23 protein-coding genes and 1 tRNA gene are annotated in these 26,663 nt (G+C 60.9%); 7 read left to right on the top strand and 17 right to left on the bottom strand.

The window, feature by feature from the left end; genetic code table 11:
* Window positions 1–30: 30 nt before the first annotated feature.
* From RFN28_RS00820 to RFN28_RS00805, 4 genes are read right to left on the bottom strand one after another with little or no spacing between them, the layout of a single operon-like run.
* Window positions 31–486 (bottom strand): hypothetical protein, encoded by a 456-nt coding sequence (locus RFN28_RS00820; RefSeq protein WP_320285459.1) that lies wholly within the window; start codon window positions 484–486, stop codon window positions 31–33.
* Complete coding sequence (locus RFN28_RS00815) at window positions 483–2,882, bottom strand: nucleoside triphosphate pyrophosphohydrolase (protein ID WP_320285458.1); 2,400 nt, start codon at window positions 2,880–2,882, stop codon at window positions 483–485. The genes RFN28_RS00820 and RFN28_RS00815 overlap by 4 nt, the downstream gene beginning before the upstream one ends.
* A complete protein-coding gene (locus RFN28_RS00810; RefSeq protein WP_320285457.1) occupies window positions 2,879–3,490 on the bottom strand; it encodes a hypothetical protein in 612 nt (203 codons plus the stop codon). The genes RFN28_RS00815 and RFN28_RS00810 overlap by 4 nt, the downstream gene beginning before the upstream one ends.
* Complete coding sequence (locus RFN28_RS00805; protein WP_320285456.1) at window positions 3,487–4,134, bottom strand: hypothetical protein; 648 nt, start codon at window positions 4,132–4,134, stop codon at window positions 3,487–3,489. The genes RFN28_RS00810 and RFN28_RS00805 overlap by 4 nt, the downstream gene beginning before the upstream one ends.
* Before the next feature lie 679 nt (window positions 4,135–4,813).
* On the opposite strand from RFN28_RS00805, the gene RFN28_RS00800 reads away from it, so the two are divergent.
* Window positions 4,814–5,344, top strand: a complete 531-nt coding sequence (locus RFN28_RS00800) for a hypothetical protein (RefSeq protein WP_320285455.1) — start codon at window positions 4,814–4,816, stop codon at window positions 5,342–5,344.
* A 21-nt stretch (window positions 5,345–5,365) separates the two neighbouring features.
* On the opposite strand, the gene RFN28_RS00795 is transcribed toward RFN28_RS00800, so the two are convergent.
* The 4 genes from RFN28_RS00795 to RFN28_RS00780 form a co-directional block, all read right to left on the bottom strand.
* Window positions 5,366–6,325, bottom strand: coding sequence for a site-specific integrase (locus RFN28_RS00795; protein WP_320285454.1), 960 nt, complete (start codon window positions 6,323–6,325; stop codon window positions 5,366–5,368).
* Window positions 6,315–7,391: a hypothetical protein gene (locus RFN28_RS00790; RefSeq protein WP_320285453.1), complete on the bottom strand. Its 1,077-nt coding sequence runs from the start codon at window positions 7,389–7,391 to the stop codon at window positions 6,315–6,317. Before RFN28_RS00790 ends, RFN28_RS00795 begins: the two co-directional genes overlap by 11 nt.
* 709 nt (window positions 7,392–8,100) lie before the next feature.
* Window positions 8,101–8,889: a hypothetical protein gene (locus RFN28_RS00785; protein ID WP_320285452.1), complete on the bottom strand. Its 789-nt coding sequence runs from the start codon at window positions 8,887–8,889 to the stop codon at window positions 8,101–8,103.
* A 166-nt stretch (window positions 8,890–9,055) separates the two neighbouring features.
* A tRNA-Thr gene (locus RFN28_RS00780) sits at window positions 9,056–9,131 on the bottom strand.
* A 347-nt stretch (window positions 9,132–9,478) separates the two neighbouring features.
* On the opposite strand from RFN28_RS00780, the gene RFN28_RS00775 reads away from it, so the two are divergent.
* The 3 genes from RFN28_RS00775 to RFN28_RS00765 all read left to right on the top strand — a co-directional run bounded on the left by RFN28_RS00775 (window position 9,479) and on the right by RFN28_RS00765 (window position 11,712).
* Window positions 9,479–10,669 carry a hypothetical protein gene (locus tag RFN28_RS00775; RefSeq protein WP_320285451.1) on the top strand — a complete coding sequence of 397 codons (1,191 nt, stop codon included), beginning with the start codon at window positions 9,479–9,481 and terminating at the stop codon, window positions 10,667–10,669.
* 202 nt (window positions 10,670–10,871) lie between these two features.
* Window positions 10,872–11,216, top strand: a complete 345-nt coding sequence (locus tag RFN28_RS00770; protein ID WP_320285450.1) for an ArsR/SmtB family transcription factor — start codon at window positions 10,872–10,874, stop codon at window positions 11,214–11,216.
* A complete protein-coding gene (locus RFN28_RS00765) occupies window positions 11,206–11,712 on the top strand; it encodes an SRPBCC family protein (RefSeq protein ID WP_320285449.1) in 507 nt (168 codons plus the stop codon). Before RFN28_RS00770 ends, RFN28_RS00765 begins: the two co-directional genes overlap by 11 nt.
* An 87-nt stretch (window positions 11,713–11,799) precedes the next feature.
* Here RFN28_RS00765 and RFN28_RS00760 read toward each other — a convergent pair whose 3' ends face one another.
* Together RFN28_RS00760 and RFN28_RS00755 are read right to left on the bottom strand one after the other, a co-directional pair.
* Complete coding sequence (locus RFN28_RS00760) at window positions 11,800–13,401, bottom strand: cisplatin damage response ATP-dependent DNA ligase (protein WP_320285448.1); 1,602 nt, start codon at window positions 13,399–13,401, stop codon at window positions 11,800–11,802.
* A 238-nt stretch (window positions 13,402–13,639) separates the two neighbouring features.
* The gene (locus RFN28_RS00755; RefSeq protein WP_320285447.1) at window positions 13,640–14,650 is read right to left on the bottom strand and encodes a ligase-associated DNA damage response exonuclease; all 1,011 of its coding nucleotides are present in this window, start codon (window positions 14,648–14,650) and stop codon (window positions 13,640–13,642) included.
* Between the two features lie 106 nt (window positions 14,651–14,756).
* Here RFN28_RS00755 and RFN28_RS00750 point away from each other — a divergent pair, with 106 nt between their 5' ends.
* On the top strand, window positions 14,757–15,674 hold the full coding sequence (locus tag RFN28_RS00750) for a class I SAM-dependent DNA methyltransferase (protein WP_320285446.1): 918 nt from the start codon (window positions 14,757–14,759) through the stop codon (window positions 15,672–15,674).
* Window positions 15,675–15,810: 136 nt separating this feature from the next.
* Window positions 15,811–16,197, top strand: a complete 387-nt coding sequence (locus tag RFN28_RS00745) for a hypothetical protein (protein WP_320285445.1) — start codon at window positions 15,811–15,813, stop codon at window positions 16,195–16,197.
* Here the strand turns inward: RFN28_RS00745 and RFN28_RS00740 are convergent.
* The 7 genes from RFN28_RS00740 to RFN28_RS00710 all read right to left on the bottom strand — a co-directional run bounded on the left by RFN28_RS00740 (window position 16,191) and on the right by RFN28_RS00710 (window position 25,738).
* Window positions 16,191–17,132 (bottom strand): 2-hydroxyacid dehydrogenase, encoded by a 942-nt coding sequence (locus RFN28_RS00740; protein WP_320285444.1) that lies wholly within the window; start codon window positions 17,130–17,132, stop codon window positions 16,191–16,193. The genes RFN28_RS00745 and RFN28_RS00740 overlap by 7 nt on opposite strands.
* Before the next feature lie 156 nt (window positions 17,133–17,288).
* The gene (locus RFN28_RS00735; RefSeq protein ID WP_320285443.1) at window positions 17,289–18,917 is read right to left on the bottom strand and encodes an ABC transporter ATP-binding protein; all 1,629 of its coding nucleotides are present in this window, start codon (window positions 18,915–18,917) and stop codon (window positions 17,289–17,291) included.
* Window positions 18,914–20,050 (bottom strand): ABC transporter permease, encoded by a 1,137-nt coding sequence (locus RFN28_RS00730; RefSeq protein ID WP_320285442.1) that lies wholly within the window; start codon window positions 20,048–20,050, stop codon window positions 18,914–18,916. The genes RFN28_RS00735 and RFN28_RS00730 overlap by 4 nt, the downstream gene beginning before the upstream one ends.
* On the bottom strand, window positions 20,050–21,144 hold the full coding sequence (locus RFN28_RS00725; RefSeq protein ID WP_320285441.1) for a microcin C ABC transporter permease YejB: 1,095 nt from the start codon (window positions 21,142–21,144) through the stop codon (window positions 20,050–20,052). Before RFN28_RS00725 ends, RFN28_RS00730 begins: the two co-directional genes overlap by 1 nt.
* A 30-nt stretch (window positions 21,145–21,174) precedes the next feature.
* Complete coding sequence (locus RFN28_RS00720) at window positions 21,175–23,052, bottom strand: extracellular solute-binding protein (RefSeq protein WP_320285440.1); 1,878 nt, start codon at window positions 23,050–23,052, stop codon at window positions 21,175–21,177.
* Window positions 23,052–24,932, bottom strand: coding sequence for an extracellular solute-binding protein (locus RFN28_RS00715; protein WP_320285439.1), 1,881 nt, complete (start codon window positions 24,930–24,932; stop codon window positions 23,052–23,054). The genes RFN28_RS00720 and RFN28_RS00715 overlap by 1 nt, the downstream gene beginning before the upstream one ends.
* A 158-nt stretch (window positions 24,933–25,090) precedes the next feature.
* Window positions 25,091–25,738: a c-type cytochrome gene (locus RFN28_RS00710; RefSeq protein ID WP_320285438.1), complete on the bottom strand. Its 648-nt coding sequence runs from the start codon at window positions 25,736–25,738 to the stop codon at window positions 25,091–25,093.
* Window positions 25,739–25,930: 192 nt separating this feature from the next.
* On the opposite strand from RFN28_RS00710, the gene RFN28_RS00705 reads away from it, so the two are divergent.
* On the top strand, window positions 25,931–26,659 hold the full coding sequence (locus tag RFN28_RS00705) for a 3-deoxy-manno-octulosonate cytidylyltransferase (protein WP_320285437.1): 729 nt from the start codon (window positions 25,931–25,933) through the stop codon (window positions 26,657–26,659).
* Window positions 26,660–26,663: the final 4 nt, after the last annotated feature.

Raw genomic sequence — 26,663 nt, 5'->3', positions numbered from 1 at the left:
CTGGCGTCGATATTTATTCGCAAACCCGGCCTATCGCTCATAGCGCGGCCTGAGGCGCAAATGAAGGAATGCTTCGAGCAGTGAAAGCATCTCCCTTGGCTTGTCAGCGGCCATCAATATGTTCGCGCGGCAGGTATACTCCTTAATCCATGCACCCGGAAAGGCGGCGTCAAATCCGGCAATCGTGGTCATCGCCTCGTCGCCGCGAAGGGAGGCAGCTAGGGTGCTAGGCGCGCTACCGGGATTGTAATGCTGGCTCGTGTAACGCGCGTGGGAGTTGCTGCCAACCTTGCCGATCTTCAGCCAGCAGCCATTAGCCCAGAAACCGTAGACGGCCACTTTCCCGCTGGGCAAGCGTGAAGGCGGGCGGTGTGGCGCGTCAAGATACTCTACAACCAACTCGTGGCGGAGCAACGTTGAGTTACCTAACTGAGCAACGACACTGAATGCCTCAAGCGCGGCCTCAACGTCTTGTCTGTAGCTCATGGTGTGAAATCTAAATCGAGTTGCTTGGGATCAGGGATCACCCCTATTTCGATCCCGTCGCGCTGAAGCGTGATCTGTACAGACACGTGCTCTCGGGCAAAGGCAATTGTCCGACTTTGTCCAATCTCGCTGAAGCCAAAGAAAGCAAATGGCACTCGGTAGGTTCCTGCCCGAGTATATTCCCCGAACACCTCGGGGCTGATCGTCTCCTCCCTCAATAACTCACTGTCGGTCGGCTTCGGCAAACTGGTTCCAATAAGGAGACGTCCCTCGTCAAAGCCCCCCACCTTTTTGCGCTTACGCTCTGCCTCCAAAGCCACTGCATCGAAGTCGATTTCATACGATGAGATCATTGCACGAAGCACCTCGAACACATCTGCGAGTTCTGTCGTCAGATCGGAACGATCACCCGCTTCGCGTGCTTCCAAAAGTTCCTCAAGAAATTTCCCTATCAGGAACCCGATCCGGCCTGATTTTGGGATGGTCGCAATCGACTGTTGCTCGCGCTGGCTTGCAATCTTCGCAGGTATTTTGTCGCGCACGAGCTTACCAAAATTGGCCTGCCGTCTTACTCTGAGATGATCTTTATCGCCTTCGGGGATGACGACGCACCCGTGCTTTCTTAACTGATAATAAGCGTGAGCAAGCGTTGAGCCCGACAGGACAATGGGAACGCCCAATGGCACAGTAGCTTGCGCTACCTCTCCAAGGAATACATTGTCCCTCAACAGCTCTACAGTATCCGGCAAGAGGCCGACGGCAAGTTTGGGCTCGCGTTTTCTCAGCTCCGCTATACGAGCGATGTCGGCTCGTGTTCTAACTGCAAACGTGATCGAACGAGTGCGCTCGTGCGGCTCAGTTGAATGCGCGCCTGTCCAATACCACGGGATGTTTAGCACCCGGCCATCGTCTGTTCTGCAACCCACAAACCACATGACGTGGCAGGCGCTCCCGAGCCGCTCCGAGATTTGGAGGCTACGCCGTGCAATGTCGAAAACCTCAGTTCGGCTTATGCTCTGAAAGCGAGCAACCTCGTTTCTGACCCGCTCGTACTTCCATGAGCCATCATCTTGAAGAAGCAATACATTTGATTTGTAGCTCGGGTATTCAGTGATCTCGTCGGTTGGTACATGTACGTCCCAGATGTCGTACGGACAGAATTGAAGTGCATCCGGCAAGCCCCAAGTGCCATGCACTTCGACGACGGGACTGCGATAGTCCGCTCGAGCCCAAGCAGAAGCGCGCGCTGCAATATATCGATGTGCAATGAATGCGAACTCTCGATCTCCATACTTTTCGCGAAGGTCGAACGCCGTGTCCATGCACCACTTGGCAGCGCTAGCCGGTGTCAAGCAGTCGGTTTTAGGAAGGTTGGTAATCTTTTCCGTTCCTGCTGCGACGCTCGTCCTCACCACGATATTCTTTTTCAGTATCTCGCTAAAATCCCCCTGTAATAGCTCGTGGCTGTTAGGCTGGATCAAGTCTGCTAGAGGGACATAGTAGAGCGTCGGCACGTATTGATCGGCCTCAAAGAACAGCTCATTGAGCACGCCCAGTTTGTCCCATGCCTTCCGCGCGACTTGATCCGCCACGCGGAGGAGTTTCCCATTCTTTGGAGCCACCTCGATGGTCGGCTCGATATAGAGCTGCATTGGATTGACACCAGAGATGTCGTCGTCTTCCGCGTCAACTTGGACGACATAGAAGGCTTCCCCAGTTCGCACCCATTCACAACTCACCCTTGTTCTGACCCCCCGCAGCAACTCATTATTGATCCAAGCGGAGATCGAACCGAACAGCCTTTCGCGGCTTCGACCGGCTTTGGCTGTAAGCGGTTCGGAAATAGCGGGCGCAGTGTCGCGCTGGGAGTTGTACCGATCCGTCTGAACAAGCTCGCCCGACCGAACTCCTAGCTCCCAATGATCGCGCGTCTTCGAAACTCGTTGAAGGTTGCCGAACTCGCCCGCCTCGTCAGGCTCGACAAATGAATGCACGATGATCCCGCAGGGGCGTCCCTGTGCTGACTGTTGTACTTTTCGCAGTGTCTCCAAAAACAACGTTTTGTTGTTCTCGGTTAGTCCACTAAGTGTGAGTTTTTCACTGTGGTATGTCCCCCGATCCCAGATGGTTTCGCCGACTACGCTGGACCGGAGGATTATCGCGCCGGTCGGGATCGCCATCTTTTCCACAGATGGCCATATCTCCGCTAACAGCTCAGGCTCGCCAGTTACAAGCCTACGAGACACTTCGACAGACAGGAGGCCAAACGGCGGCGTCCATTTCCTTGGGATAGCAAGCAGCCGAGAACCTTTTGCACCATAGATAGGGCCAAAGCTCTCCGCTTCTCGCCACGAACAAACTTTCTCGTCTTCCGACGAAAGAACCTTTCCTGTCATTTCTTTTCGACGGTACCAAAGACCGCGTTAGCTACATTTGTAAGCAATCCGCTCACACCGTCCGAAAAATAGCCCACTAAAAAAGCTACTGCGCACAAAGCGCCAACGCTCGACTGGGTGTTGATCGCACCGGCCATCAAGCCAGCCCCCGCCAAGTTCATCACGATGACTGCGTAGACGCCACCAACCAATGGGACAAACAAACGCCAATAAAATCGATCTAAATGCCAGCGACCGGTCGCTACCGAATGCATCAACCATTTAATGGAAAAGGTGGTACCGCCAAGCGCACCCGTGCAAAAGACCGCAATTAGCTTGATATCAATACTAAAAGGCACCGTTTCCAAGGGATAGAATGTAAATTTCCGACCATCAAGACCGGCACATACGAAGGTTAGAAGAAGAAATATACCGAGATAGGCCGCTGCAATACACGCCTCTCGCTTGATCAATTTTCGTGCATCATCGGGAAATTTGGAACTCCAGTCCCAAGCCTTCCGCCCGTCGTCAAATCCCCGAGTTGGATCGACGCCACGAAATGGCTTGTTTTCGGGCTCTGTCCCATCTTCTCGTTTTGAGGGAAGATCGACGACGTTTTCGTTTGTCATGCAGCTTTTTGGATGGACTTTGAAAAGTGGTCGATAGTTTGCCGAACATTCTTCATGCCGTCGAACTCCCTATAGTCCCACTCACGTGGCCGACCGACCAACTGCGCAATCGCCTTTCTAAAAAACTGACGGCCTAACGTTCCACCCGCATGAACACGTGCACTATTGAAGTCCCCAAAGGCGTAGTAATGCCTATCGGCAATGGGCTGCGGATAAACGGAACTAACGTCAGCTTCCTGCCATTCCACCTGAGACAAATCGCTCACCGTTTGGTGGAACGTCTTGAGGTCAGCGGGTGGCTGCAAAAGAAGATGGATGTGCGCGTAGTCCACGCCGCAACCAACCTCGGAGCCCTCTTGCGATGGTCCATGCTCGAACCAGATAGGGGAGGAACCCGGCGCAATTCGGCGCTTAACGGCTTCAGCCAAAAAAATTGGGTTCCGGCCTGTCTTATTGCTCCAACTGGAGAAATTAAGGGCGTTCGCCTTTGGCACGATTAAAAGCCAATCAGCCACGAGCGCACCTAGCGTGGGGATGACAATCACGTCATCGTCCTCGTAAACTACGGTGTCCCACACCATCCGGCTATTGCGGGACAGCACGTTAGAGAACCGCCAAGAAGCGTCGATCTGCTCAACCGCCATATGAGCCCTCCCTATCCTATCCATGCCAGCAGGCGAAGCAGCAGCTTACACGAAACCCAAACGCAAAATAAGACAATGGTTTTCCAAAAATCGTCGATGGCGCGGAACGTGCCGGCGAATGCAGCCTAGAAGCCGATCTGGGATAGGCGGCGCGTCGGTGGGCCTATTTGATTGGGCGTTCTTCGCAAAGACAAATTTGGCCAGCCCGCCGGCTACTTGCCTTCACCTAGACGAGATATCGCCAGTGGCTCCAAAAAATCCCCCCGGGGGGGGCCGATAGCGAGCGGCCCGCCCAAGGCAATTTGTGAAATTGATTTCACAAGGCGACCCAACGACTTCAATCAGTCGGGGCTGTAGCTGCCGGTGGCAAAGACAAAATTTCAAAACTCCCCCGGCTACTCGCCATGGTGTTGATGGTGGCAACGACTGAAGCTTCAGAAATCCGCTAAGTCTATTGACGCGGAGAGCGCTGGATGGAGGTGTTTCTGAGCTACTAAATATAAAGTGTTTCGGAGGTCAGAGTTAACTCGGCCACCGTCCTCCCGTCATACGGTCGATGCTGGCCTCCATCTAACACCGACCTCGCCCGCGTTCTGACTGTTTGCCAGAAGCAATCGTATGGGCCGTTTGGCACGTGCTGTGCTAAAACGCACTAGCAGGGTTCTGTAAGGGGGAAGCAATGAATGAGGGCGAACCGAAACTGCGGGAAATCTATTCTCGCTGGGCGCGAGAAACTTGGTCGCTGAGCAAGTTTGCCGTTCGGCAGTTTGTCAGAACGAAACCGGCGGCAGTTGTCTTTATATGCACATTTATCGTCATCCCGACAGTTGGTGTCGCCGCATATTTCGGAGCGAGCGCGGCTCTCGACCGATGGAACGAGTATCAGGACGACAGGGTCTTGAGACAACGCCGAGAGGTAGAGTTTGCGCGTCTGAGGGCCGAACAGGATCAACAAGACGAGCGGTTGCATCGAATTTGCATTGCTTACTATGACCCGAACGCGTTGGCTACCAATGGCAGCGTCGGGGGGCGAAGCTACTCCAATTGCCGACAAGCAGAATTGTACAGAGAAGACCCGGCAACTGCTCACATTCCAGACGTGTGCGAGGAGAAAGTGGGGCAACAAAACACCGACGCATTCGCACAATGTCTCTTTGATGAGGGGATTAAAACCTCGTTAAACCTCAAAGGACTTATAGATCGCCCATAGCTGCACGGTTGCTGGGTTAGGTCAGAGCACCGCGCCCGCCGCATTGCTCGTGAACATATCCCCGTCTCGAATGTATCGGGTAAGCATGGCGTCGGATGCATGCCCCGTCTGTGCCCTGATCTTCCATGCGCTCGCGCCTGCCATCGCGGCGCTAGTGGCGAGGCCAGCACGGAGGGAATGACCGGAATAGCCGCTCGGACCGAAACCCGCCGCTTCGGCACGCTGCTTGACGATGATGCAGACGGCTTCACCAGAGAGGCGCTGATTGGCGATGTGACCATGGCGATTGATGGCCCGGAAAATCGGCCCGGCCTCGATCTTGGCGTGTTCCAACCACTCGGTCAGGTGCTTCACCGGGCACCATCTCGACCTGCCGAACGGAATACCGATCTTACGGCCCGCGCCAATCTGGTCAGTCTTGGACCGGCGTAGGGTGACGACGATGCCCTGCCTGACGTGCTCGATGTCGGCAATGTCGAGACCAATAAGCTCCGAGCGACGAAAAGCACCTGCGAAGCCGAGCAGCAGTAGCGCCTTGTCTCGGATGTCCTTGGGGCCGTCGCCCATGCGCTCCAACATCTGGAACAAGTCTTCCCGCAGTGTCGGCTTGGCTTCCTTGGTTGCCGTACCGAGTGTGCGTTTGATGCCCCGCATAGTGGCGCGAACGATCTCGGATTTGGTCGAGTTGGGCGCGCCTATGGCATCGTGAGCCTTCGACAGCGCTGTAACGCGCCGCACGATGGTCGCGGTTTTGTAGGTGGCGGACAGGTCCGCCAGATACGCGGCCACGGTCTCGGGCGAAGCGGGAACGCTCCCGCCCCATTTCTCGAAATGAGCGATGTCGTTCTGGTAGCCGCGCTTCGTCCCCTCCGACAGCGAGGCACTAACAAGGCGCTGCACCTCGGCTGGGAGGACGCTCTTCAACATGCGCTGACCCGTAGGGATCATGGTCGTGATGTCGGCGTTGCGTTCAGCGGACATAGGAGCGCTCTTCATCTATCGTAGGAAGGTCTGCCCGGATCATGTCGAGGAAGGCGGTAGGCTCCGGCAATTTCATCTGATGAAAGCCTCTGTCGGCCAACTTGCGAAGGGTCGTCGCCGCAGGCCACCGAACACGCTGGCGTACCAGCCCGCCCTCGACCCTGAATACACCGCCATGCAAAACCGCTAGACGGGCCTCAGCGCGAACGTGCTTTCGGAACCATCGCCCGGTTATAGTGTCACGTTTCAGGAACCTCGCGAGTGCCGCTTTCCCTTCCCACGAAAAGCCGTCGAGAAAATACGTAGGCAGACCGTTGCGCCCGATCACGACGGGCGGGAATTTATCATCAGATATAGAAAGCTCCCCCGAGGGAAGGGCGAGCGTCAGGAGCGGCAGGAGCACTGGCAGTGCTTCCCGCGTCCTGCGAAATCCCCGCTCGGCGAGGCTCACGATGGCGTGTTGGACACCAGCCTCACGCATCGCCGCGAATACCGCTTTGGCGTCCGCGGCCTTGCTCGTGACGTGTCCCTCCCACCTGACGCCAGAGGCGTGCAGAGCGGCCAGAGAGGCCCCCAGAAGCGCTCCGCGACCTGCGACGCGGGAAAGGTGCTCCGACAGGTCTTCGCGCGCCAGAGCGCCCCGCAGATCGTTAAGCTCGTGATGATGCGAGAGGGCGATTAGGAGGTCATCAGCCGCACGGCATTTCTTTGACAGGCATGCCTGCTTCACCAACAGCGACGCCACGGGCCATTCCCCGCCGAACGACTGGCGAAAGGTCTTGCCCAACGTGCCAGCTAGTACCAACGCAACGCAATCGAGGTTGGCCAATCCCACGTCCTCCACCACGATCCCAGCCAAACGCCGCCAAAGCTTCGCCGGATCGGAGCGCAGGAGCGTCATGGCGGCGCTCAACGCGAGTTCGACATCACCGCGTCTGATCCCCTTCTGCATCGCGGACATTGCTACCCACGGCGATATGGGGAGCGGTTCGACTGTTGGAGCTTTGTGGTCGGATGCGAGCGCTCGGAAGGTCGGGTCGGTGGCGTCGAATAGCGGCTGGAACATTTTGCGGTCTCCCTGTTCGGGGAGGCCAGAACCTTGGCCCCGCTTGCCAGCGTGGGGAACAAAGCCAGAGCATGCGAACTATTATTTCAGCTTTTTTTGCTTCCAACACCCGTTGGTAACCGGTCGCAAAGGTTGAAGTCGATGCCCGTCAGAAATGCATAGTCTTTCTGCAAGGAGCCACTGGTCAGACACTGGTCCGGGCCATCATGTGAAATTGATTTCACACCACGGGGAACATCACCCTTCGGAACGGCAATTGTTGTGCTCGGCATGTCCCTAGCGCCCCTGCCCGCATTCGTTGGCGCGGGACATGGGCAGTTCGGTTTCCCACGACGACATGAATTACCTTCCTCTGTTTGAGGTTGCTGATTTCTGCCGTGAGGTCAAACGTCCTTTCGCGGACATGTCTCCCGAACCACTATCGGGCCATTGCAATGTCTCTGGCTACATCCCCCGCGCGTTGGTGAAACCTAGGGGCTATGGGGTGAGGAAGGCCCGACCATCGGGAGGGCGGGGAGCGATAGCGACCTTCTTCCCGGAATCCAATTGTGATCGGTTAATAGGCGGCTCCCGCGAGCCATGGCGAGACGGGAGACCGTTCCATACTGGACTTTCTTTTATTTCGTGAAACGTATGAGTATGGAACTGTATCTAACCATCTAACTGTATCTTACTTACACAGTGGGACATAAACAAAGTTCGATTTCCATCACGCCTTCTTTTTGGGCTTTGGCCACTTCCACGGTTTGAGGGCTTTTAGTACGGCGGGTGGCTCGGTGCCCGTCCACTGATAGTGATCCTCCGTCATCTCCAAAGCCACATCGCTGTAGTCGAGAATGGTCTTGATATGTGGATACCGCAAAAATCGGGGCGGCGTGACGTCCTTCCCCTGAGACTGTTCTAGCGCCTGCCTGACCCTGACCCCCGCCATGAACTGAGGCAGGTTGTCTAGAACTCGCTTGAAAATCTCGACCTGCATCCCATCCGGCCATGCCTTCGCAAGCCCGATGAAATACCCGAACTCTGTCGGCGTTTCTCTCGCTTGCCGCATTCTCCGGAGAGCCTTTTCGACTCTCGCGAGCTTCACGAGTGCATCTTCCTTGGCGATCAGATCGCTCGTCTCTTGTGCCAACTTTTCAAGCTTCGACTTTCTGGCCTCTCGCTCGGCTCGGTGTCGCGGAAGGTTCTCCTTCAGCCATGCCCGCCAAACCGCAACCATCATACTCGCATAGTCATGCTCGTTCTTAGGTCCCGGCTCTCCGACGCGGAGCAGGGTGGTCTTGATCCCGTCAACCATACGGGTCTTGGAAACGAACGGCGGGCGGCCCGGAGGCCTGCCAATGATGCTAATTAAGGTGGTTCTGGAAATGCCGAGCGCCGTCCATCGCGCCTCGTGTGACATCTTGCACCACGGGTAGCCGTCAAGTTCGTGAGGGTTATTGGCTATGCTGGAGGCGATCAACTCTTTCAGAGCCAACACATTCAGTTTGTTAGTCATGGCCCGCCACCCTCTTCAGAGTGCCGAACCTGCTTGGCATTTAGTCCGGGGATTTTCCGGGATTTTCGGGCCTCATTCCGGGATTTCGTGTCCCTTATGTTCCCTTCTGCTCCGAAGACCCCAGCCAAAATCCGGGACAAAACATTCGGAAAATCAGAGGGTTGGTTGGTGCCGCTTGCGTGACTCGAACACGCGACCCCATCATTACGAATGATGTGCTCTACCAACTGAGCTAAAGCGGCCCGGGAAGCGACTGGGCTTCCAAGATGCGCCGGTTGATAGACTCAACCGAAAGCTAATTCAAGATGGCTGGCAGCGAAATCCAGCGGCCTTGCGCGGCAATTCCTGCCGGCGGCTGCCGCACGGCAGCCTCCGGCGCCTGGCGCCGCGGCTCGCCGGGGAGATGGCACCTGGCGTTCGCTCGCCCAGGCCGAACCGGCGGCGGTGACAAAAATGTTGATTCTTCAACAAAAAACGCCGAAATGGGCTTTGGATGCGTCGGCAAGGCAGGCGCCCGCCCGTTGATTGATTGGTCGCCTGCGGCTAACGATCAAGCAAGTGTGAGCGAACGCGCGCAGAGGGAGCTCGCTTGGACGCCATCGAAAAAGCGATCCGCAACGCCTTCGAGAAAGGCAATGCCGAGGACCGGGCGTTTCGCGAGAAGGTCTATCGCTCGGCCTTTGCCGCGCTGGATCGCGTCCTGCAGGCCAATCCGAATGTGACGGTGGAGGCCGCCATCAACCGCCGCAAGGCGGTGCAGGCCAAGATCACCGAGATCGAATCCGAATTCCTGCCTGCCGTTCCTGACGTGACGCTCCCGCCGGAGAGCGGGACGCCCGCCAGCAGTGCCGCGCCGGCGGTCGACACGCCGACCCGGTCCCCCGCGCCGTCGGTGGATGCGCCGCAACGACCAGCCCCGGCGACGTCGTCGCCGTCGATCACGGTGGACGGTCCGGTGCAGCCTGATGCTTCGGACGCGCCGCGCTCGCGCGTGCTGCCCATCGTGCCCGACATCATGCCGGATGAGGCGGCGCTTCCCAACGCGCCGAGCCTTGATGATTCGCGGGGAGCGCCCGTCGGCAACGGCGCCGAAGTGACACCGGATCGCGACGAGCGGCGGATCAGGGGACGCCGCCTGCCGCTGATGGCGATCTTTGTCGCGGCAACGCTCATCGCAGCCGCCGGCATCGGCCTCTACTTCGCGAAGCAGACCGGCGTCTTCAAGACGGCCGCCCAACTCGATACCGGTCCGCCGGAAGCGCCGCCGACCCTGGAGAGCGAAGACTCCACGCAACCCGCCGATACCGGCTCGCCGCAAAAGCCGGGCGAAGCGGACCAATCGAAGAACTGGATCAATGTCTTCTCGCCCAGCGATCCGACCCATGTCAGCACGCCGTCCGACGCCGGCGCCGACGTGATGAAGGACGACACCGGCCAGTTCCTGCGCATCCGCTCCGGCGCGTCAGGCTCGGCGATCGCCTTCGACGTCGGGCAGGGCGTGCTGGAAAAGCTTTCCGGCAAGCACGCCATGTTCGACATCGTCGCCCGCTCGGAAGAGGGCAAGGAGACGCAGATCTCGGTCGACTGCAATTTCGGCGAGCTCGGTGACTGCGGCCGCAAGCGCTATGCCGTCGGTCACGAGCGCAACGAATACCTGTTCGACGTGCAATTCCCCGCCAAACGTCCGGGCGCCGCCGGCACCATTGCCGTCAACTCCGACTTCGACAAGCAGGGCAAGTCGGTCGACATCTACGAGATTCGCGTTTCGATCGCGGAGTAGTTTCGGACCTCGACTGCCAAATGGCCGAGGCTGATGCTGCCCTTGCACCTGCCGGTCTCCAGCAAACGGGAGGAGGGCGTTCTCCAGGCGGCGTGGACAAATTGATGCAGTTGCTGCTTCCCGTCGGTGCGAAAGAGGTTCATCTCGTTCAATCCAAAAACTTAGCCATTGACCTAAGTGTTGAACGCATATAGTTAGCCTCATGGCTAACCAAGGTGTGGTGCTGGACACTGTTTTTCATGCGCTTGCGGACCCGACGCGCAGAGCCGTGCTGCAGCGGCTGAGCAAAGGGACCGCAACGGTAAGCGAGTTGGCGGAACCGTTCGACATGGCTCTGCCTTCGTTTGTCAAGCATATCTCGGTGCTGGAAAGATCGCGCCTCATCACCTCTCGCAAGAGTGGTCGGGTCCGAACATGTAGCCTTGAACGCGAAAACCTTGTCGCGGCGGAGCGCTGGTTTGATCAACTGCGCGCGCAGTGGGCAAGCCGATACAACAATCTTGATAATCTACTCGCAAAAATGAGCGGAGATAAGAATGACGAATGATCTGCGATTTGAGTTTGTGGCCGACAAAGACGAACGCCGCATCACGGTCATCAGAGAATTTGATGCCGATCGACAGCTCGTGTGGGATTGCCACACAAAGAGTGAACTTCTCGATCAGTGGTTTGCGCCAAAGCCATTGACGACGCAGACCAAGCACATGGACTTTCGCGAGGGTGGATATTGGCACTACGCCATGATCACACCTGATAACGAAAAATACTGGAATCGCCTCGATTACAAGACGATTGATCCCATAGATGGTTACACCGCACAGGACGGCTTCTGCGACGAGACAGGAGCCGTCAATCCGGACCTTCCCGGATCACATTGGGACGGTACGTTCGCTGACGAAAAAAAGCGGACGCTGGTGACAACCGTTGTTCAATACGCTTCGGCCGATTCACTTCAGGCTGCCATCGACATGGGGTTGAAAGACGGCTTGGCGTCGACCTTGGAACGCCTCGACGAATTGCTGCTCGTGTTGCAGGAAGCGTAGAGCGGCCTTTCCGAAACTGCAGCGCCGCCGCCGCGGAGGACAGGCAGGGCGATGAGGGGCGTCGCCAGGAAAGCGTCTCTCGGCTGGCTAACCATCAAGCAGCGCCTGCAGCGTCTCGATGCGGTCGGCCTCTGCGGCCGGCTTGTCCCAGCGCAGCCGCGAGATGCGGGGAAAGCGCATCGCGACGCCCGATTTGTGCCGGGTCGAACGGTTGAGGCCTTCGAAGGCGACTTCCAGCACCAGACCGTTATCGCGGTCGGCGCGCACCGAGCGCACCGGCCCAAAACGTTCGATCGTGTTGTCACGGACATATTTGTCGATCTGCCGCAGCTCCTCGTCGGTGAAGCCGAAATAGGCCTTGCCGACGGGCACTAGCTCTTCAGCGCCTTCCGGGCCGGACCAGACGCCGAACGTGTAGTCGGAATAGAAGCTCGAGCGCTTGCCGTGGCCGCGCTGCGCATACATCAGCACCGCGTCGACCGTGTGCGGGTCGCGCTTCCATTTGAACCAGGGGCCTTTCGGCCGGCCGGCGAGATAGGGCGAATCCCAGCGCTTCAGCATGACGCCTTCGATGATCGGGTGCGGCGGCGCCTGGCGCAGCCGCTCCAGCGCCTCCCAGTCGGGGAATTCGACCAGCGGCGAGAGATCGAAGCGGCCGGGATCGAGCGTCGCAACGAAGGCTTCGAGCCGGGTCCGGCGCTCGACGAAGGCAAGGCCGCGCAGATCCTTGCCACCGATCTGCAGCGCGTCGTAGCAGCGCATGAAGGCCGGATATTGCTGCTGGACTTTCAGCGACACGCTCTTGCGGTTCAGCCGCTGCTGCAGGTCGGAGAACGTTCCGGTCGCCTCGCGCGGGTCGCCGACCAACAGCTCGCCGTCGAGCACTGCGGAAAAGTCCATCGCCACCGCAAGGTCCGGGAAGGCGCCGGAGATATCGTCGCCGGTGCGCGAATAAAGCCGGCGGATGCCGCCCTCGCACACCGCCTGCACGCGGATGCCGTCCCATTTCCACTCTGCGGCATAGTCGGCCGGATCGAGCTTTTCGAGATCGCCATCGTCGACCGCGTTAGAGAGCATCACCGGCCGGAACAATGCGAGCGCGGTGCTCTTCGGCTTTTCCGCACGGCCTTCGAGCCAGGCGAACAGCTCGGTGTAGGGCGGCGTCAGTCCGTGCCAGAGCTCCTCGATCTCGGCGACGTCGACCTTGCCGAGATCGGCCAGCGCCTGTTTGGCGAGCCGCGCCGAAACGCCGATGCGCAGGCCCCCCGTCACCAGCTTGATGATGGCGAAGCGCGCCGAGATGCTGGCGCTGTCGAGCAGCCTGGCGAGCACTTGCGGCCCGTCGGAGCGGCTCGCCGCCTGTAGCCTGCCGACCACCTCGGCAAGCGTCGGCGCATGGCTCGGGATGTGGCCGGCCGGCTGCGGCCAGACCAGCGACACCGTCTCGGCAAGGTCGCCGACATAGTCGTAGGAATAGCCGAACAGAACGGGGTCCATGCGCTCCACCACCAGCGCACGCAGCATGGCCGGCTTCACCGCCGCGATCGACAGGTCCCCGGTGATCGCCGCCAGCGCCAGCCCGCGGTCGGGATCCTCTATGCTGCCGAAATAATCGGTGAGCAGCGTCAGCTTGCCGTTGCGCGACGGCGTCAGCACCAGCCGGTCGAGGAGTTCGGCGAAGCGGTTCATGGCTGGATGCGCCACGCCAATGGCGAAAGCCGGCGCGCGGCACCCCCCTCTGGCCTGCCGGCCATCTCCCCCGCAAGGGGGGAGATTGGCAGTTTCGACCCCGCCGCACATCCTGCAATGCTGATGGTTGGCGAAAGTCGTCGCGACGTCCGACCTCCCTTGCGGGGGAGATGGCCGGCAGGCCAGAGGGGCGTGCGAAGGATCGCTGCGTCGGCGATTGGCGGATCAAACAGTGCCATCAATCGCCCTCATCCTCATAGCCCACGAGGTGCAGCGGTCGCGCCGCGATGCCCTCCAGCTCGCACCAGCGCACCAGAGCCTCCTCGCGGCCATGCGTTACCCAGATCTCCCCGGCGCCTGTTTCCTTGATCGTGGCAATGAGCTCATCCCAGTCGGCATGGTCGGAGATGATCAGCGGCAGCTCGACGCCGCCCTGCTTGGCGCGCTGGCGGATACGCATCCAGCCCGAGGCGAAGCAGGCGATCGGATCGGGGAAGCGCCGCGCCCAGCGGTCGGCGAAGGCCGCAGGCGGACCGACCACGATGGCGCCGGTGAAATCGGCCTTGCCGCCGCTTTCGACCGTCGCCGGTTCCAACCTGCCGAGATCGATGCCCTGGCTCTGGTAATAGTCGCTGAGCTTGGCCAGCGCGCCGTGGATATAGATCGGCCGGTCATGGCCGGCGTCGCGCAGCAGCCGCATGACGCGCTGCGCCTTGCCCAGCGCATAGGCGCCGATCAAATGCGAACGTTCGGGAAATTGCGCCGCCGATTTGAGCAGGCGCGCAATCTCCTCGCTGTCCGGCGGATGCCGGAACACCGGCAGGCCGAAGGTCGCCTCGGTGATGAAGACATCGCAGGGCACCGGCTCGAACGGCAGGCATGTGGCGTCCTTCTGGCGCTTGTAGTCGCCGGAAGCGACGATCCGCATGCCCTGGTGCTCGACGCAGATCTGCGCCGAACCCAGCACATGTCCTGCCGGATGGAAGGTGACGGAGACGCCGTTGATATCGATCGTCTGACCGAGGATCGCTGCCTGCGTCGTGCCGGCAAAATCCTCGCCGTAGCGCAGTCCCATGATGTCGAGCGTCTGACGCGTGGCGAGCACCGCTCGGTGGCCGGAGCGCGCATGGTCGGAATGGCCATGCGTGATCAGCGCCCGGTTCACCGGCCGCACCGGGTCGATGAAGAAATCGCCTGGCGGGCAGTAGAGTCCCTCCGGTCGTGGCTTGAGCAGGTCGCTGGCGCGCATGGCTTGAAGATAATGGCTAAATTCGCAGCGGGAAGCCTGTTGCAAGAGACTGCTGACTCATCCTACAGCCGGCCTCCGGCTCGAATGCCGGTGGGATCCTTCGACCATGAAACCGCTTCAGGCCTCGTCCGGCGACTCGAACGCCGATCGCCGCGCCGACTTCGCCGAGATGCTGCTGGCTTCGGGCGAACCGGCGCAGGCGGCGGAACTTCTGCTTGGCGCGCTGGAGCTTGTGCCGCAATGGGGGGCGGGATGGTTCCGCCTCGGCGAAATGCAGGAGGCCGCGGGCCTTCTCGACCAGGCCGCCCACGCCTGGACGACGGCGCTGAAGCTCGATCCCGCGGACCGGCTGGGTGCAAATCTCAAGCTGCAACTGATCGGCCGCGCTCCGGCCGCAGCCGCGCCGCCCAGCGCTTACGTCGAGACGCTGTTCGATCACTACGCCGACAATTTCGAGGAATCGCTGGTCGGGAAACTCGGCTACCGCATGCCGGACTTTCTTGCCCGGGCCATCCGGACGGTAAGGTTCGGCCGTTTTCGACTGGCCCTCGACCTTGGCTGCGGCACCGGCCTGATGGGTGAAAGGCTGCGGCCGTTCGTCGATCGGCTCGAGGGCTATGACATCTCGGCCGGCATGTTGCGGAAGGCGCGCGCCAAGGGCATCTACGACCGGCTTTCGAAGGCCGATCTCCAGCACTTCTCGCACGCCGGCGCGAACGCCGACCTCGTGGTCGCCGCCGACGTGTTCATCTATGTCGGCGCGCTCGAACGCATCGCCGGGGCGGTTGCCGATGCACTCGCCGATGACGGCATGTTCGCGTTCTCTGTCGAAACACTTGCAAGCGGCGATGACTTCGCCTTGCTGCCGACGCGGCGCTACGCGCATTCCGAAGCCTATGTGCGGCGCGTCCTTGCCGCCGGCGGGCTTTCCATCCTGTCGCTCGATCCAGCCGTCATCCGCCAGGATCGGAGCGAGCCCGTCGATGGCCTCGCCGTTGTGGCGGAAAAATCGTCAACGCCGTGATCCTTCCCACCCCTTCTGTCCGGCCGGACAGAAGGGGTGGGAAGGATCACGGCGTTTGTATTAATTCTCTGCTCGCGAAAAAGCCCGAATCGCATGTCGGGCTACGCGCGGGGCGGATACCGCACGGAGGAAACCCATGCGCTGGAACATGGTGGTGTTGGCATCTTGCCTGATGACGGCCGGTTGCGTCGGCGGCACCTCGATGTCGGAACGGCAGGACGAGAATGTACAGTCGTCGCTGCAATATGACAGCGTGCCCTGCGATCAGCTGCTCGCCAACCGCAATGCGCTGGCGCAGCAGTACAATCTGCCGGTCACCGCCAAGCCTACCTTCTCCAATCCGGCGATGGGCTTTGGTCCGTTCATGCCGGACATGCGCTCCAAGGCGCAGCGCGACAGCGATCACGCAAGCGGCGATATCGACGCCATGAACCGCTCGATCGAGCGGCGCGACTGCGGCAAGCCGAAGAAGAAGGACAAGCTCGCGCTGCCGGGTTCAAAGCCTGTTTCGCCGCCTCAATAACCCGCTTCGCGGTCGACAAGGTTTTCGAGCTTTTCGCCGCGCTCGAACGCGTCCATCTGCCGCAGCATGATCGGCACCAGATGGGCCGGGTCCGAGGTCGCCGCCGCATGCGGCGTGACGAACACTTTTGGATGGCTCCACAGCGGGCTGGTCTTCGGCAGCGGTTCGACCTCGAACACGTCGAGGCTTGCTTCCTTCAGCATGCCGTCGTCCAGCGCGCGCAGGATGTCGGCATCCTTCTGTAGCCGCCCGCGCCCGGCATTGATCAACACAGCGCCGCCGAGGCCGTTGCGCCGGCGCAATTCCTTCAGCAAGCCGTAGTTGATGATGCCTTGCGTCTGCGGCGTGAGCGGCAGCAGTACCACGAGGATGTCGGTTGCGTTGAGGAAGGGGACCAGCCCCGCTTCTCCCGAATAGGTCGAAACGCCCTGCATCGGGTGCTCGGTGCGCGACCAGCCATTGACGGCGAAGCCGAGCGACAAGAGCACCGATGCAGCCGCGCGGCCGAGATGGCCGAGACCCATGATGCCGACGGAAATATCCCCGGCCGGCCGCTGTAACGGCTCGTGCCAGATCTTCTTCGGCTGCTGCGCCCGGTAGAGCATGCCGTGCCGATGGTGATCGAGCACCCGCCAGGCAACATATTCGGTCATGTATTGGGTAAGGTTGTCGGCGACGACCCTGACGATCGGCACGTCGGGCAGGCCCGGATCGGCGAAGATGTGGTCGACGCCGGCGCCCACCGAGAAGATGGCGCGCAGGTTGGGCAGTCCGGAGAGCAGGTTCGGCTTGTGCTTCCACACCACCGCATAGGCGATCGAGGGATCGCTGGCGCCGGCCGGCTCCAGCACCACCTCGCGCTCGGCAGCCAGCAACTGGTGCCAGCGCTGCGGATGAAACGCCGTGACGGCAAGCAGGATTTTGCCTTTTTCCATTTTTCGGATTTCAGTCCCTGTGATGTCGGTCCCGGCGCAATTCCAGGAAAAGTGTGTAGCGGTTCTCTGTCCGGAATTGCGTGAGACAGACAGATCGGCAATTCCAGGAAAAGTGTGCAGCGGTTTTCCGTCGGAAATTGCGTGAAAGCAACCAGCCTATTGGCTGACGACGCCGATCGGCGCCGTTTCGATCCGGAAAGCGGCCGAGATCAGCGCCCGGGTATAGTCCGTTTGCGGACTGCTGAAAATCTGTTCGGACGGTCCCGCCTCGACGACCTGGCCATTGCGCATGACAATGACGTCATTGGCAAGGGCGCGGATGACCTTCAGATCGTGGCTGATGAAGAGATAGGCGAGATTGTGCCTGGCCTGCAGGTCGCGCAAAAGGTCGACCACCTGCGCCTGCACGCTCATGTCGAGCGCCGAGGTCGGCTCGTCGAGCATGACGAAACGCGGATTGAGCACCATGGCGCGCGCGATAGCGACGCGCTGGCGCTGGCCGCCTGAGAATTCGTGCGGGTAGCGGTGACGCGTCTCGGGATCGAGCCCGACTTCCTTCAGCACCTCGACGACCTTGTCATCACGCTCGTCGGGCGAGAGTTTCGGCTCGTGGATCTTGAGCCCTTCTTCGATGATCTCCGCCACCGACATGCGCGGGCTCAAGGACCCGAACGGGTCCTGGAAGACGATCTGCAGCTCGCGTCTCAGCGGCCGCATGGCGCTGAAGGAAAGCTGGTTGATATCCTGTCCGTTGAAGTTGATCGCGCCCGTCGACGAGATCATCCGGGCGAGCGCCAGGCCGAGCGTCGTCTTGCCGGAGCCGGATTCGCCGACAACGCCGAGCGTCTGGCCGGCGCGCACGGTGACGTCGATGCCGTCCACCGCCTTCACGTGGTCGACGGTGCGGCGGAAGAAGCCGCGCTTGATCGGGAACCACACCTTGATGTCCCTGCCGGTCATCACTGCCTTGGCGGCGGCATTCGCCGCCGGCGGCTTGCCTTTCGGCTCGGCGGCGAGCAGGTGCCTGGTGTAGGCGTGCTGCGGGTTGGCGAAGATCTCCTTGGTCGGTCCGGTCTCGACTATTCTGCCCTTAGTCATCACGCAGACGCGGTCAGCGATCTTTCTCACGATGCCGAGGTCATGGGTGATGAAGAGCATGGACATGCCCTTGCGGCTTTTGAGCTTCGCCAGCAGCTCGAGGATCTGCGCCTGAACGGTAACGTCCAGCGCCGTCGTCGGCTCGTCGGCGATCAACAGTTCCGGCTCGTTGGCCAAGGCCATGGCGATCATGACGCGCTGGCGCTGACCGCCGGAGAGCTGGTGCGGATAGGCGTCGAGCCGCTTCTGTGGATCGCGGATGCCGACCTCAGTGAGCAGTTCCAGCACCCGGGCGCGGGCCTGCCGGTCGCCCAGCCCCTGATGCAGCTTCAGCACCTCGACGATCTGCTGCTCGATCGTGTGCAGCGGATTGAGTGAGGTCATCGGCTCCTGGAAGATCATGGTGATCTTGTTGCCGCGCACGCCGCGCAAGGTCTTTTCATTGGCGCTGAGCAGATCGGCGCCGTGGAACAGGATCCTTCCCGAAGGATGGCTGGCCGAGGGGTAGGGCAGGAGCTTCAGAACAGACAGCGCCGAGACCGATTTGCCGGACCCGGATTCGCCGACCAGTGCCAGCGTCTCGCCCTTGGCGATGTCGAAGGAAATGTGGTCGACGGCCGTCGACTGTGTGCCGCCTTGCGCGAAGGCGACGCTCAAATCGCGGACGGAAAGCAGCGGTTCGCTCATTTGAACGTCTTGCGCGGATCGAAGGCGTCGCGCGTCGCTTCGCCGATGAACACCAGCAGCGAGAGCATCACCGAGATGACGACGAAGCCGGAGATGCCGAGCCAGGGCGCGTTGAGATTGCGCTGCGCCTGCTTCAGCAGCTCGCCGAGCGAGGCCGAGCCCGGCGGCAGGCCGAAGCCGAGATAGTCGAGCGAGGTCAGCGTCGAGATCGAGCCTGAGAGCAGGAACGGCAGGAAGGTCAGCGTCGCCACCATGGCGTTGGGCAGGAGATGGCGGAACATGATGGTGAGGTTTGGCACACCGAGCGCGCGCGCCGCGTTGACATATTCGAAGTTGCGCGCGCGCAGGAACTCGGCTCGCACCACGCCGACCAGCGCCACCCAAGAGAACAAAAGCATCAGGCCGAGCAGGATGAAGAAGCCGGGAGGCAGGATCGCCGAGATGATCAGCAGGAGATAGAGCACGGGGATTGCAGACCAGATCTCGATGAAACGTTGGAACAGAAGGTCCGTCCAGCCGCCGGAATAGCCCTGCACCGCGCCGGCCGCGACGCCGATCAGCGAGGAACCGAGCGTCAGGATCAGCCCGAACAGCACCGAGATGCGAAACCCGTAGAGCGCGCGCGCCAGCACGTCGCGCGCCTGGTCGTCGGTGCCCAGCCAGTTCCAGTTGCCGATGGTGCAGTTCTCATCGGCCTCTCCCTTCGGGTATTGGCTGCAACGCTTCTTCTTGTCGTAGAGCCAGGAGGGCTTGGCAGGCGCCGCTTCCGGAATGGCGTTGTTGACAGTCTGGTAGGAGTAGCGCACCGGCGGCCAGATCATCCAGCCATTGGAATTGATCTCGTCCTGGATGACCGGGTCGCGATAGTCGGTGACGGCATAGAAGCCGCCGAACTTCTCTTCCGGATAGGCGACCAAAACCGGAAACAGGATCTCGCCCTTGTAGGAGGCGACGATCGGCTTGTCGTTGGCGATCAGCTCGGAAAACAGCGACAGCACGAACAGGAAGAGGAAGATCCACAGCGACCAGTAGCCGCGCCGGTTCGCCTTGAAGTTCTGCAGCCGCCTCTGGTTGAGCGGCGACAGCCGGGGTCGGGTGGCGCGTTCTCGCGTCGTTGCGGCGGCTTCTGCCATCAGATATCCCTCCGCTCGAAGTCGATGCGCGGATCAACCCAGGTGTAGATCAGGTCGGACAGAAGATTGACGAAGAGGCCGAGCAGCGAAAAGATATAGAGGTTGGCGAAAACCACCGGATAGTCGCGGTCGATCACAGACTTGAAGCCGAGCAGGCCGAGCCCGTCGAGCGAGAAGATATTCTCGATCAGCAGCGAGCCGGTGAAGAAGGCCGAGATGAAGGCGCCGGGAAAGCCGGCGATGACGATCAGCATCGCGTTGCGGAAGACGTGGCCGTAGAGCACCTTGCGCTCCGACAGGCCCTTGGCGCGCGCCGTCACCACATATTGCTTGCGGATCTCCTCGAGGAAGGAGTTCTTGGTCAAAAGTGTCGTCGTGGCGAAGGCCGACAGCACCAGTGCCGTCAGCGGCAGCGTCATGTGCCAGAAATAGTCGATGATCTTGTCCGGCCAGGAAAGCTGGTTCCAATTGTCGGAAACGATGCCGCGCAGCGGAAACCAGTCCCAGAACGAGCCGCCGGCAAACAGCACCATCAGCAGGATGCCGAACAGGAAGCCCGGAATGGCATAGCCGACGATCACCACGCCGCTCGTCCAGACATCGAAGGTCGAGCCGTCCTTCACCGCCTTGCGGATACCGAGCGGGATCGAGATCAGGTAGGACAGAAGCGTGATCCACAGCCCGATCGAGATCGACACCGGCATCTTTTCCAGGATCAGGTCGAGCACCGAGATGTCGCGGAAATAGCTGTCGCCGAAATCGAAGCGGGCATAGTTCCACAGCATCATGCCGAAGCGCTCGAGCGGCGGCTTGTCGAAGCCGAACTGCTTTTCGAGCTTCTTGATGAATTCGGGGTCCAGCCCCTGCGCGCCGCGGTATTTCGAGCCGACATCGCCGGCGACATCGAGATTGGTGGCGCCGGCATCGCCACCGCCGCCGCCGAGGCGGTCGGCGCCGCTCTGGTTGGTGAGCTTGGCGATGACCTGCTCCACCGGGCCGCCGGGAGCGAACTGGATGACGGCGAAGGAGATCGCCATGATGCCGAGCAGCGTCGGGATCATCAGAAGGATGCGGCGCAGGATATAGGCGCCCATCAGGCTGCCGGCCCCGCGCGAAGGGGAGTGTCAGGCTTTGCCAATTTTTGCCGCCTTGCCCTTGTCGACCCACCACAGCGCTTCGACCGGAAAGCCGAAATCGGGTTTCTGCTCGGGAAAGCCGAACATATCCCAATAGGCGCTTCGGTGATTCGCTAGGTACCAACTTGGAATCCAATCGCGCCGCGCGCGCAAGGCCCGATCGAGCGCCCGCATCGCGACGGTGAGGCTTTCGCGGTCCTTGGCCGCGCCGACGGCATCGATCAGGGCGTCGATGGCCGGGCTCGCTATGCCCGGCAGGTTGCGCGAGCCCGATATGGGGGCGCTGCGCGAATGGAAGAAGATCTCGAGATCGTCGCGGGTCGGCGTGGCGCTGAAGGAGAAAGCAGCCGAGATCAGGTCGAAATCGAAGGTCGATTGCCTGAGCTGGTATTGGGCAGAATCGACCAGCCGGATGGAAGCGTCGATGCCGATCGCCTTCATGTTGGCGACCCAGGGCGAATAGACCTGCACGAAGGTCTCGTCGTCGACCAGGAATTCGGCGGGCAGCCGGGCGCCCTTGTCGTTGACGACGAAATCGCCCGAGCGTTTCCAGCCGGCCTCGGCAAGCAGCTTCGCCGCCCTGCCGAGCTGCTTCCGGTCGCGGCCCGAAGCGTCCGAGGCAGGCTGTGTCACCGCTTCGCCGAAAGCCTCCGGCGGCAGCTTGTCGCGCAGTGGTTCGAGCAGCGCCAGCTCTGCCGGCGACGGCATGCCCTCGGCGCGAAAGTCGGATTTCTCGAAGCAGGATTGCGAGCGCTCGTAGGAGCCGTAGAAGAAATTGCGTCGCGTCCATTCGAAGTCGAAGCAGAGCGCGATCGCCTGCCGGACTCGCGGGTCCTGGAACTGCGCGCGCCGCTGGTTGACCGCCGTGGCCTGCATCGAGGGCACCGTTTCGGCCGGGAACTCGTGTTTGACCACCTTGCCCGCGACAAAGGCAGGGAAGTTGTAGGCCGTCGCCCAGACGCGCGAGGTGAACTCCTCGCGATAGAGGATCTCACCCTTCTTGAAGGCCTCGAAGCCGGCCGTACGGTCCTGGTAGAATTCGATGCGGATGCGCTGGAAGTTGTTCTGGCCGCGATTGACCGGCAGATCGTTGCCCCAATAGTCGGCCACCCGCTCATATTCGATCCAGGCGCCTGCCGACCAGCGCCCGACCTTGTAGGCGCCAGATCCGAGCGGCGGGTTGAGCTGCGAGGAATCGAAGGGATTGGCCGTGTAGAAGGCCTTCGACAGGATCGGAAAACCGACGACATTGAGGATCGTGCGCGCCGACTGCTTGCCGGAGAATTTGAGCTCGACTGTGTGGGCGTCCTTCGCCACCGCGTCGTCCAGATGCGTCAGCGACAGCGAATAGTCCGGATGCCCCTTGTCCTTCAGCAGCTTGAAGGTGAAGGCGGCGTCCTCGGCTGTCAGCGGCGTGCCGTCATGGAAACGCGCCTGCGGCCGCAGCGAGAAGATGAAGCCGTTGCGGTCGTCGGAAATCGTGACGCCGTCGGCAATCAGCCCATAGACGGCGTCGGGCTCGTCGAGCGCTCTCACCATCAAGGGATCGAAACACATTTCCATGCGCTGCGGCGCATCGCCCTTGGGCACGAAGGAGTTCAGCGTGTTGAACGTCAAAGGGCTCTGGTTCTGGCCCCAGTTGGGCGGCGAGAAGTTGAAGGTGCCGCCTTGCGGCGCATCGACATTGACATAGTCGAAATGCGTGAAGTCGGGCTTGTATTTGAGGTCGCCGAAGGCGGACAGGCCGTGCACTTTCACACCGGTCGGAATGGCGGCAAAGATCTTGCCGGGGAGCAGCGATGTTGCCGCCGCTGCCGCGCCGAACGCCAGGAAGTCGCGGCGAGGAAGCAAGGTCTGCCGCAGCATCAATTGACGCCCTTGTACTTGGCGGCCAGTGCCTTTTCCTTCGCGGGGTCGACCCACCAGGAATCGATGTCGGCGCCGCGGTAGCTGGGTTGCTTTTCCGGCATGCCGAACTTGTTCCAGTAGGCTATCCACACAACCGCCCGGTAGTATTGCGGCACGACATAGGAGTTCCACAACAGCACGCGATCGAGAGCATGGGTGGCGGCGACGAGATCGTCGCGGTCGGTGGCGAAGATGATGCGGTCGACCAGCGCGTCGACGACCGGGTTCTTGATGCCGGAATAATTGCGCGATCCCGGCGTGTCCGCCGCCTTCGAGCTCCAGAAGTCGCGCTGCTCGTTCCCAGGCGATTCCGATTGCGCGAGTATGCCGATTATGACGTCGTAGTCGAAATTGTTGCGGCGGTTGATGTACTGGGTCGGATCGATGATCCGCAGCGTCGCATCGACGCCGATCTTGCGCAGATTGGTGATGTAGGGACTGGAGATCACCTGGTCGGTGTCGGACGAACCAAGGATCTCGAACTTGAATGGCTCGCCGGTCTTGGCGTTCACCATCTTGCCGCCCTTGATCACCCAGCCTGCCTTGGTGAAGAGGTCGACTGCCTGCTTCAGATATTTCCGTTCCGACTGCGGCGAGTCATAGACCGGCAACTTGAATTCCTGCGTGAAAAGTTCCGGCGGCAGCTTGTCGCGATATTTTTCGAGAATTTCCAGTTCCTTGCCTTTCGGTAGCCCGCTCGACGCAAGTTCCGTGCCCTGGAAATAGCTCTGGGTGCGCGTGTTCGAGTTGTAGAACAGCGTGCGGTTCATCGTCTCGAAATCGAACGGATAGGTCAGCGCTGCCCGCACCAGACGATCCTGGAACAGTGGGCGCCGCTGGTTGAGCATGAAACCCTGCATCGGCTCGGGCGAGGTGGTCTTGAACTCCTTCTTGATCACGTCGCCGGCGTTGATCGCCGGGAAATTGTAGAATGTCGCCCAACGCCTCGAGCTGTTCTCCGGTCTGAGATCCTGAAGTCCGCCCTTGGTGAAGGCCTGCCAGGCGGCATTGTCGTCCAGGATATAGGTGAAGCGCTGAGTGTCGAAATTCTCGCGGCCGATCTTCACCGGCAGCTTGGCGGCCCAATAGTCGGGCACGCGCTGCCAGATGATCTCCGAGCCGGGCTTGAAGCTGGCGATCTTGTAGGCCGCGGAGCCCAGCGGTGGTTCCAGCGTCGGCCTGGTGATGTCGCGCTTCTTGCCGCTGGCGTCGGTGCCTTCCCACCAGTGCTTCGGCAAGACGACGAGGTCGCCGAGGATTTTCGGCAGTTCGCGGTTACCTTTCTGGCTGAAATGGAACTCGACCTCGCGATCCGAGATTGCGACCGCCTCGGTCACGTTCTCGAAGTAGCGACTGTACATCGGGCTATTGGTCTTCAGCACCTGGAACGACCAGATCACGTCGTCGACGGTGATCGGCTGGCCGTCATGCCATTTCGCTTGAGGGTTGAGCCGGTAGGTCGCCGACGAGTAATCCGACGGGTATTTGTAGGCCTCGGCGATCAGCGGGTGGCTGACGCTGCCCTCATCGGTCGCCTGGTCCATCAGCGTGTCGTAGAGCAGGCCGCCGCCGAATTCTGCGAAGCCGGCTGCCGGCGCTCCCTGCACGATGTATGGATTGAAGCTGTCGAAGGTGCCGACAACGACGGAGTTGTAGATGCCTCCCTTCGGCGCATCCGGATTGACATAGTCGTAGCGCTGGAAATTCTCGCCGTATTTGGAGGGGCCTATCAGCGAGGAGGTGGTGTGCCATTCGTCGGCGAAGCTGGCCTGCAGGCTCGCGGCGAAAGCAACCGCCAGCATTGATGCGAAAAACGTCCGGGAGCGGCCAGCCGTCATGCGTTCTCCTCGTCGCGAACAGTGTCCATCGGCAATCTAGATCATTTGACGCCGGTGAAAACCGCAAGCGGCGGCTTTTGTCGCAGCATATGCGGCTTTCCTAACAGAAAAGCCGGGATGAACCCGGCTTTTCTGAGGAGATATCCAAGGCAAATCGCTTATTGAGCGGGTGCCGCGGGCTTGGCCGGGGCGGCGCCTTCGGCCGGCTTGGCGGGTGCTGCACCCTCGGCGGGCTTCGCTTCGGCCGAAGCGCCCGGCTGCGGCAGCGGCTTCGGACTGTCCGACAGCGTGCGCAGATAGGCGATCACGTTGGCGCGATCCTCATCCTTCGGCAGGCCGGCAAAGCCCATGGCCGTGCCCTTCACGAACTTCTTAGGCGAGGTGATGAAGTGGTTGAGGTTGTCGTAGGTCCACTTCTCCTGGCCGCCCTTGGAGAAATCCTTCATGCCAGCCGAATAGGCGAAGCCTTCATGCTCGGCGACAGGACGGTCGACGACATCCCAGAGGTCCGGACCGACCTTGTTCGGGCCGCCCTTCTCGCCGGAATGGCAGGCCTGGCACTTCTTGAAGATGGCGGCGCCCGCCTCGACATTGGCCTTGGCCAGCAGATCGGCGATCGGCTTGGCTTCTGCCGCCGGAGCGGCTGCGCCGCCGCCCTCGGTCGGCTCTTGAGCCTCGATGGCGAAGCCGGGCTTCTCGGGCGCGGGAGAGGCAAACAGCGCGTTCGACACGATGCCCACGGAAAAGATGACGAAGCAGGTTCCGAGGAATCCGGCCAGCAGCTTGTTGACTTCGGTGGAATCCATTACGCCCCTTGCTCCCTTTTCCGGCGGACCGTCCCGTCCACTCCGTCCGTCGGTATCGCTAAGGCCCGAGCGGGCCAGTCAAATCGGGCGGAAACTAGGTCTTTTGCTTCGGCGTTGCAACACCTATAAGAGCGCTTCCAGTGAGACCTTTTGCCACTTTTCCATCCGCTTTCACGGCGCTCCGAAAGTCCCATGTCGACATTGATCCTGATCCCCGCCCGGATGGCCTCGACGCGCCTGCCGGGCAAGCCGCTAGCCGACATCGCCGGCGCGCCGATGATCGTCCATGTCGCCCGCCGCGCCGCCGAGGCCGGGCTCGGCCGTGTGGTGGTGGCGACCGACACGCAAGCCGTTGCAGAGGCGGTGCGCTCGCATGGTTTCGAGGCGGTGATGACGCGTGCGGACCACGAATCGGGTTCCGACCGTATCTTCGAGGCCCTCACTGCCCTCGATCCCGAGAAAAGGGTCGAGACGATCGTCAATGTCCAGGGCGATCTGCCGACCATCGATCCTGAAATCATCGGCGCTTCGCTCAGGCCCTTCGCAGACGCAGCGGTCGACATCGCCACGCTCGGCGTCGAGATTGTGCGCGACGAGGAGAGGACCAATCCGAATGTGGTCAAGATCGTCGGCTCGCCGCTGTCCGCGACGCGGCTCAAAGCGCTCTATTTCACCCGCGCCACCGCGCCCTGGGGAGAAGGCCCGCTCTATCACCACATAGGCCTCTATGCTTACCGCCGCGCGGCGCTGGAACGCTTCGTGGCGCTGAAGCCGTCGCCGCTCGAGCGCCGTGAGCGGCTGGAGCAGCTGCGGGCGCTGGAAGCCGGAATGCGCATCGACGCCGAGATCGTCCGGTCGCTGCCGCTCGGCGTCGACACGCCCGACGACCTGGAACGCGCCAGGCAAATCCTTTCAAACTAGTCCG

This window comes from Mesorhizobium album (assembly GCF_033977205.1).
GTDB classification, from domain to species: domain Bacteria; phylum Pseudomonadota; class Alphaproteobacteria; order Rhizobiales; family Rhizobiaceae; genus Mesorhizobium; species Mesorhizobium album.
The sequence above is the reverse complement of the archived record's forward strand: the minus strand, read 5'-3'. Positions and strand labels throughout refer to the sequence as shown.

Excerpts from the sequence above, each read along its gene's own strand:
- RFN28_RS00820 (WP_320285459.1), bottom strand. The coding sequence starts at position 486 with ATGAGCTACAGACAAGACGTTGAGGCCGCGCTTGAGGCATTCAGTGTC.
- RFN28_RS00815 (WP_320285458.1), bottom strand. The coding sequence starts at position 2,882 with ATGACAGGAAAGGTTCTTTCGTCGGAAGACGAGAAAGTTTGTTCGTGG.
- RFN28_RS00810 (WP_320285457.1), bottom strand. The coding sequence starts at position 3,490 with ATGACAAACGAAAACGTCGTCGATCTTCCCTCAAAACGAGAAGATGGG.
- RFN28_RS00805 (WP_320285456.1), bottom strand. The coding sequence starts at position 4,134 with ATGGCGGTTGAGCAGATCGACGCTTCTTGGCGGTTCTCTAACGTGCTG.
- RFN28_RS00800 (WP_320285455.1), top strand. The coding sequence starts at position 4,814 with ATGAATGAGGGCGAACCGAAACTGCGGGAAATCTATTCTCGCTGGGCG.
- RFN28_RS00795 (WP_320285454.1), bottom strand. The coding sequence starts at position 6,325 with ATGTCCGCTGAACGCAACGCCGACATCACGACCATGATCCCTACGGGT.
- RFN28_RS00790 (WP_320285453.1), bottom strand. The coding sequence starts at position 7,391 with ATGTTCCAGCCGCTATTCGACGCCACCGACCCGACCTTCCGAGCGCTC.
- RFN28_RS00785 (WP_320285452.1), bottom strand. The coding sequence starts at position 8,889 with ATGACTAACAAACTGAATGTGTTGGCTCTGAAAGAGTTGATCGCCTCC.
- RFN28_RS00770 (WP_320285450.1), top strand. The coding sequence starts at position 10,872 with ATGGCTAACCAAGGTGTGGTGCTGGACACTGTTTTTCATGCGCTTGCG.
- RFN28_RS00765 (WP_320285449.1), top strand. The coding sequence starts at position 11,206 with ATGACGAATGATCTGCGATTTGAGTTTGTGGCCGACAAAGACGAACGC.
- RFN28_RS00760 (WP_320285448.1), bottom strand. The coding sequence starts at position 13,401 with ATGAACCGCTTCGCCGAACTCCTCGACCGGCTGGTGCTGACGCCGTCG.
- RFN28_RS00755 (WP_320285447.1), bottom strand. The coding sequence starts at position 14,650 with ATGCGCGCCAGCGACCTGCTCAAGCCACGACCGGAGGGACTCTACTGC.
- RFN28_RS00750 (WP_320285446.1), top strand. The coding sequence starts at position 14,757 with ATGAAACCGCTTCAGGCCTCGTCCGGCGACTCGAACGCCGATCGCCGC.
- RFN28_RS00745 (WP_320285445.1), top strand. The coding sequence starts at position 15,811 with ATGCGCTGGAACATGGTGGTGTTGGCATCTTGCCTGATGACGGCCGGT.
- RFN28_RS00740 (WP_320285444.1), bottom strand. The coding sequence starts at position 17,132 with ATGGAAAAAGGCAAAATCCTGCTTGCCGTCACGGCGTTTCATCCGCAG.
- RFN28_RS00735 (WP_320285443.1), bottom strand. The coding sequence starts at position 18,917 with ATGAGCGAACCGCTGCTTTCCGTCCGCGATTTGAGCGTCGCCTTCGCG.
- RFN28_RS00730 (WP_320285442.1), bottom strand. The coding sequence starts at position 20,050 with ATGGCAGAAGCCGCCGCAACGACGCGAGAACGCGCCACCCGACCCCGG.
- RFN28_RS00725 (WP_320285441.1), bottom strand. The coding sequence starts at position 21,144 with ATGGGCGCCTATATCCTGCGCCGCATCCTTCTGATGATCCCGACGCTG.
- RFN28_RS00720 (WP_320285440.1), bottom strand. The coding sequence starts at position 23,052 with ATGCTGCGGCAGACCTTGCTTCCTCGCCGCGACTTCCTGGCGTTCGGC.
- RFN28_RS00715 (WP_320285439.1), bottom strand. The coding sequence starts at position 24,932 with ATGACGGCTGGCCGCTCCCGGACGTTTTTCGCATCAATGCTGGCGGTT.
- RFN28_RS00710 (WP_320285438.1), bottom strand. The coding sequence starts at position 25,738 with ATGGATTCCACCGAAGTCAACAAGCTGCTGGCCGGATTCCTCGGAACC.
- RFN28_RS00705 (WP_320285437.1), top strand. The coding sequence starts at position 25,931 with ATGTCGACATTGATCCTGATCCCCGCCCGGATGGCCTCGACGCGCCTG.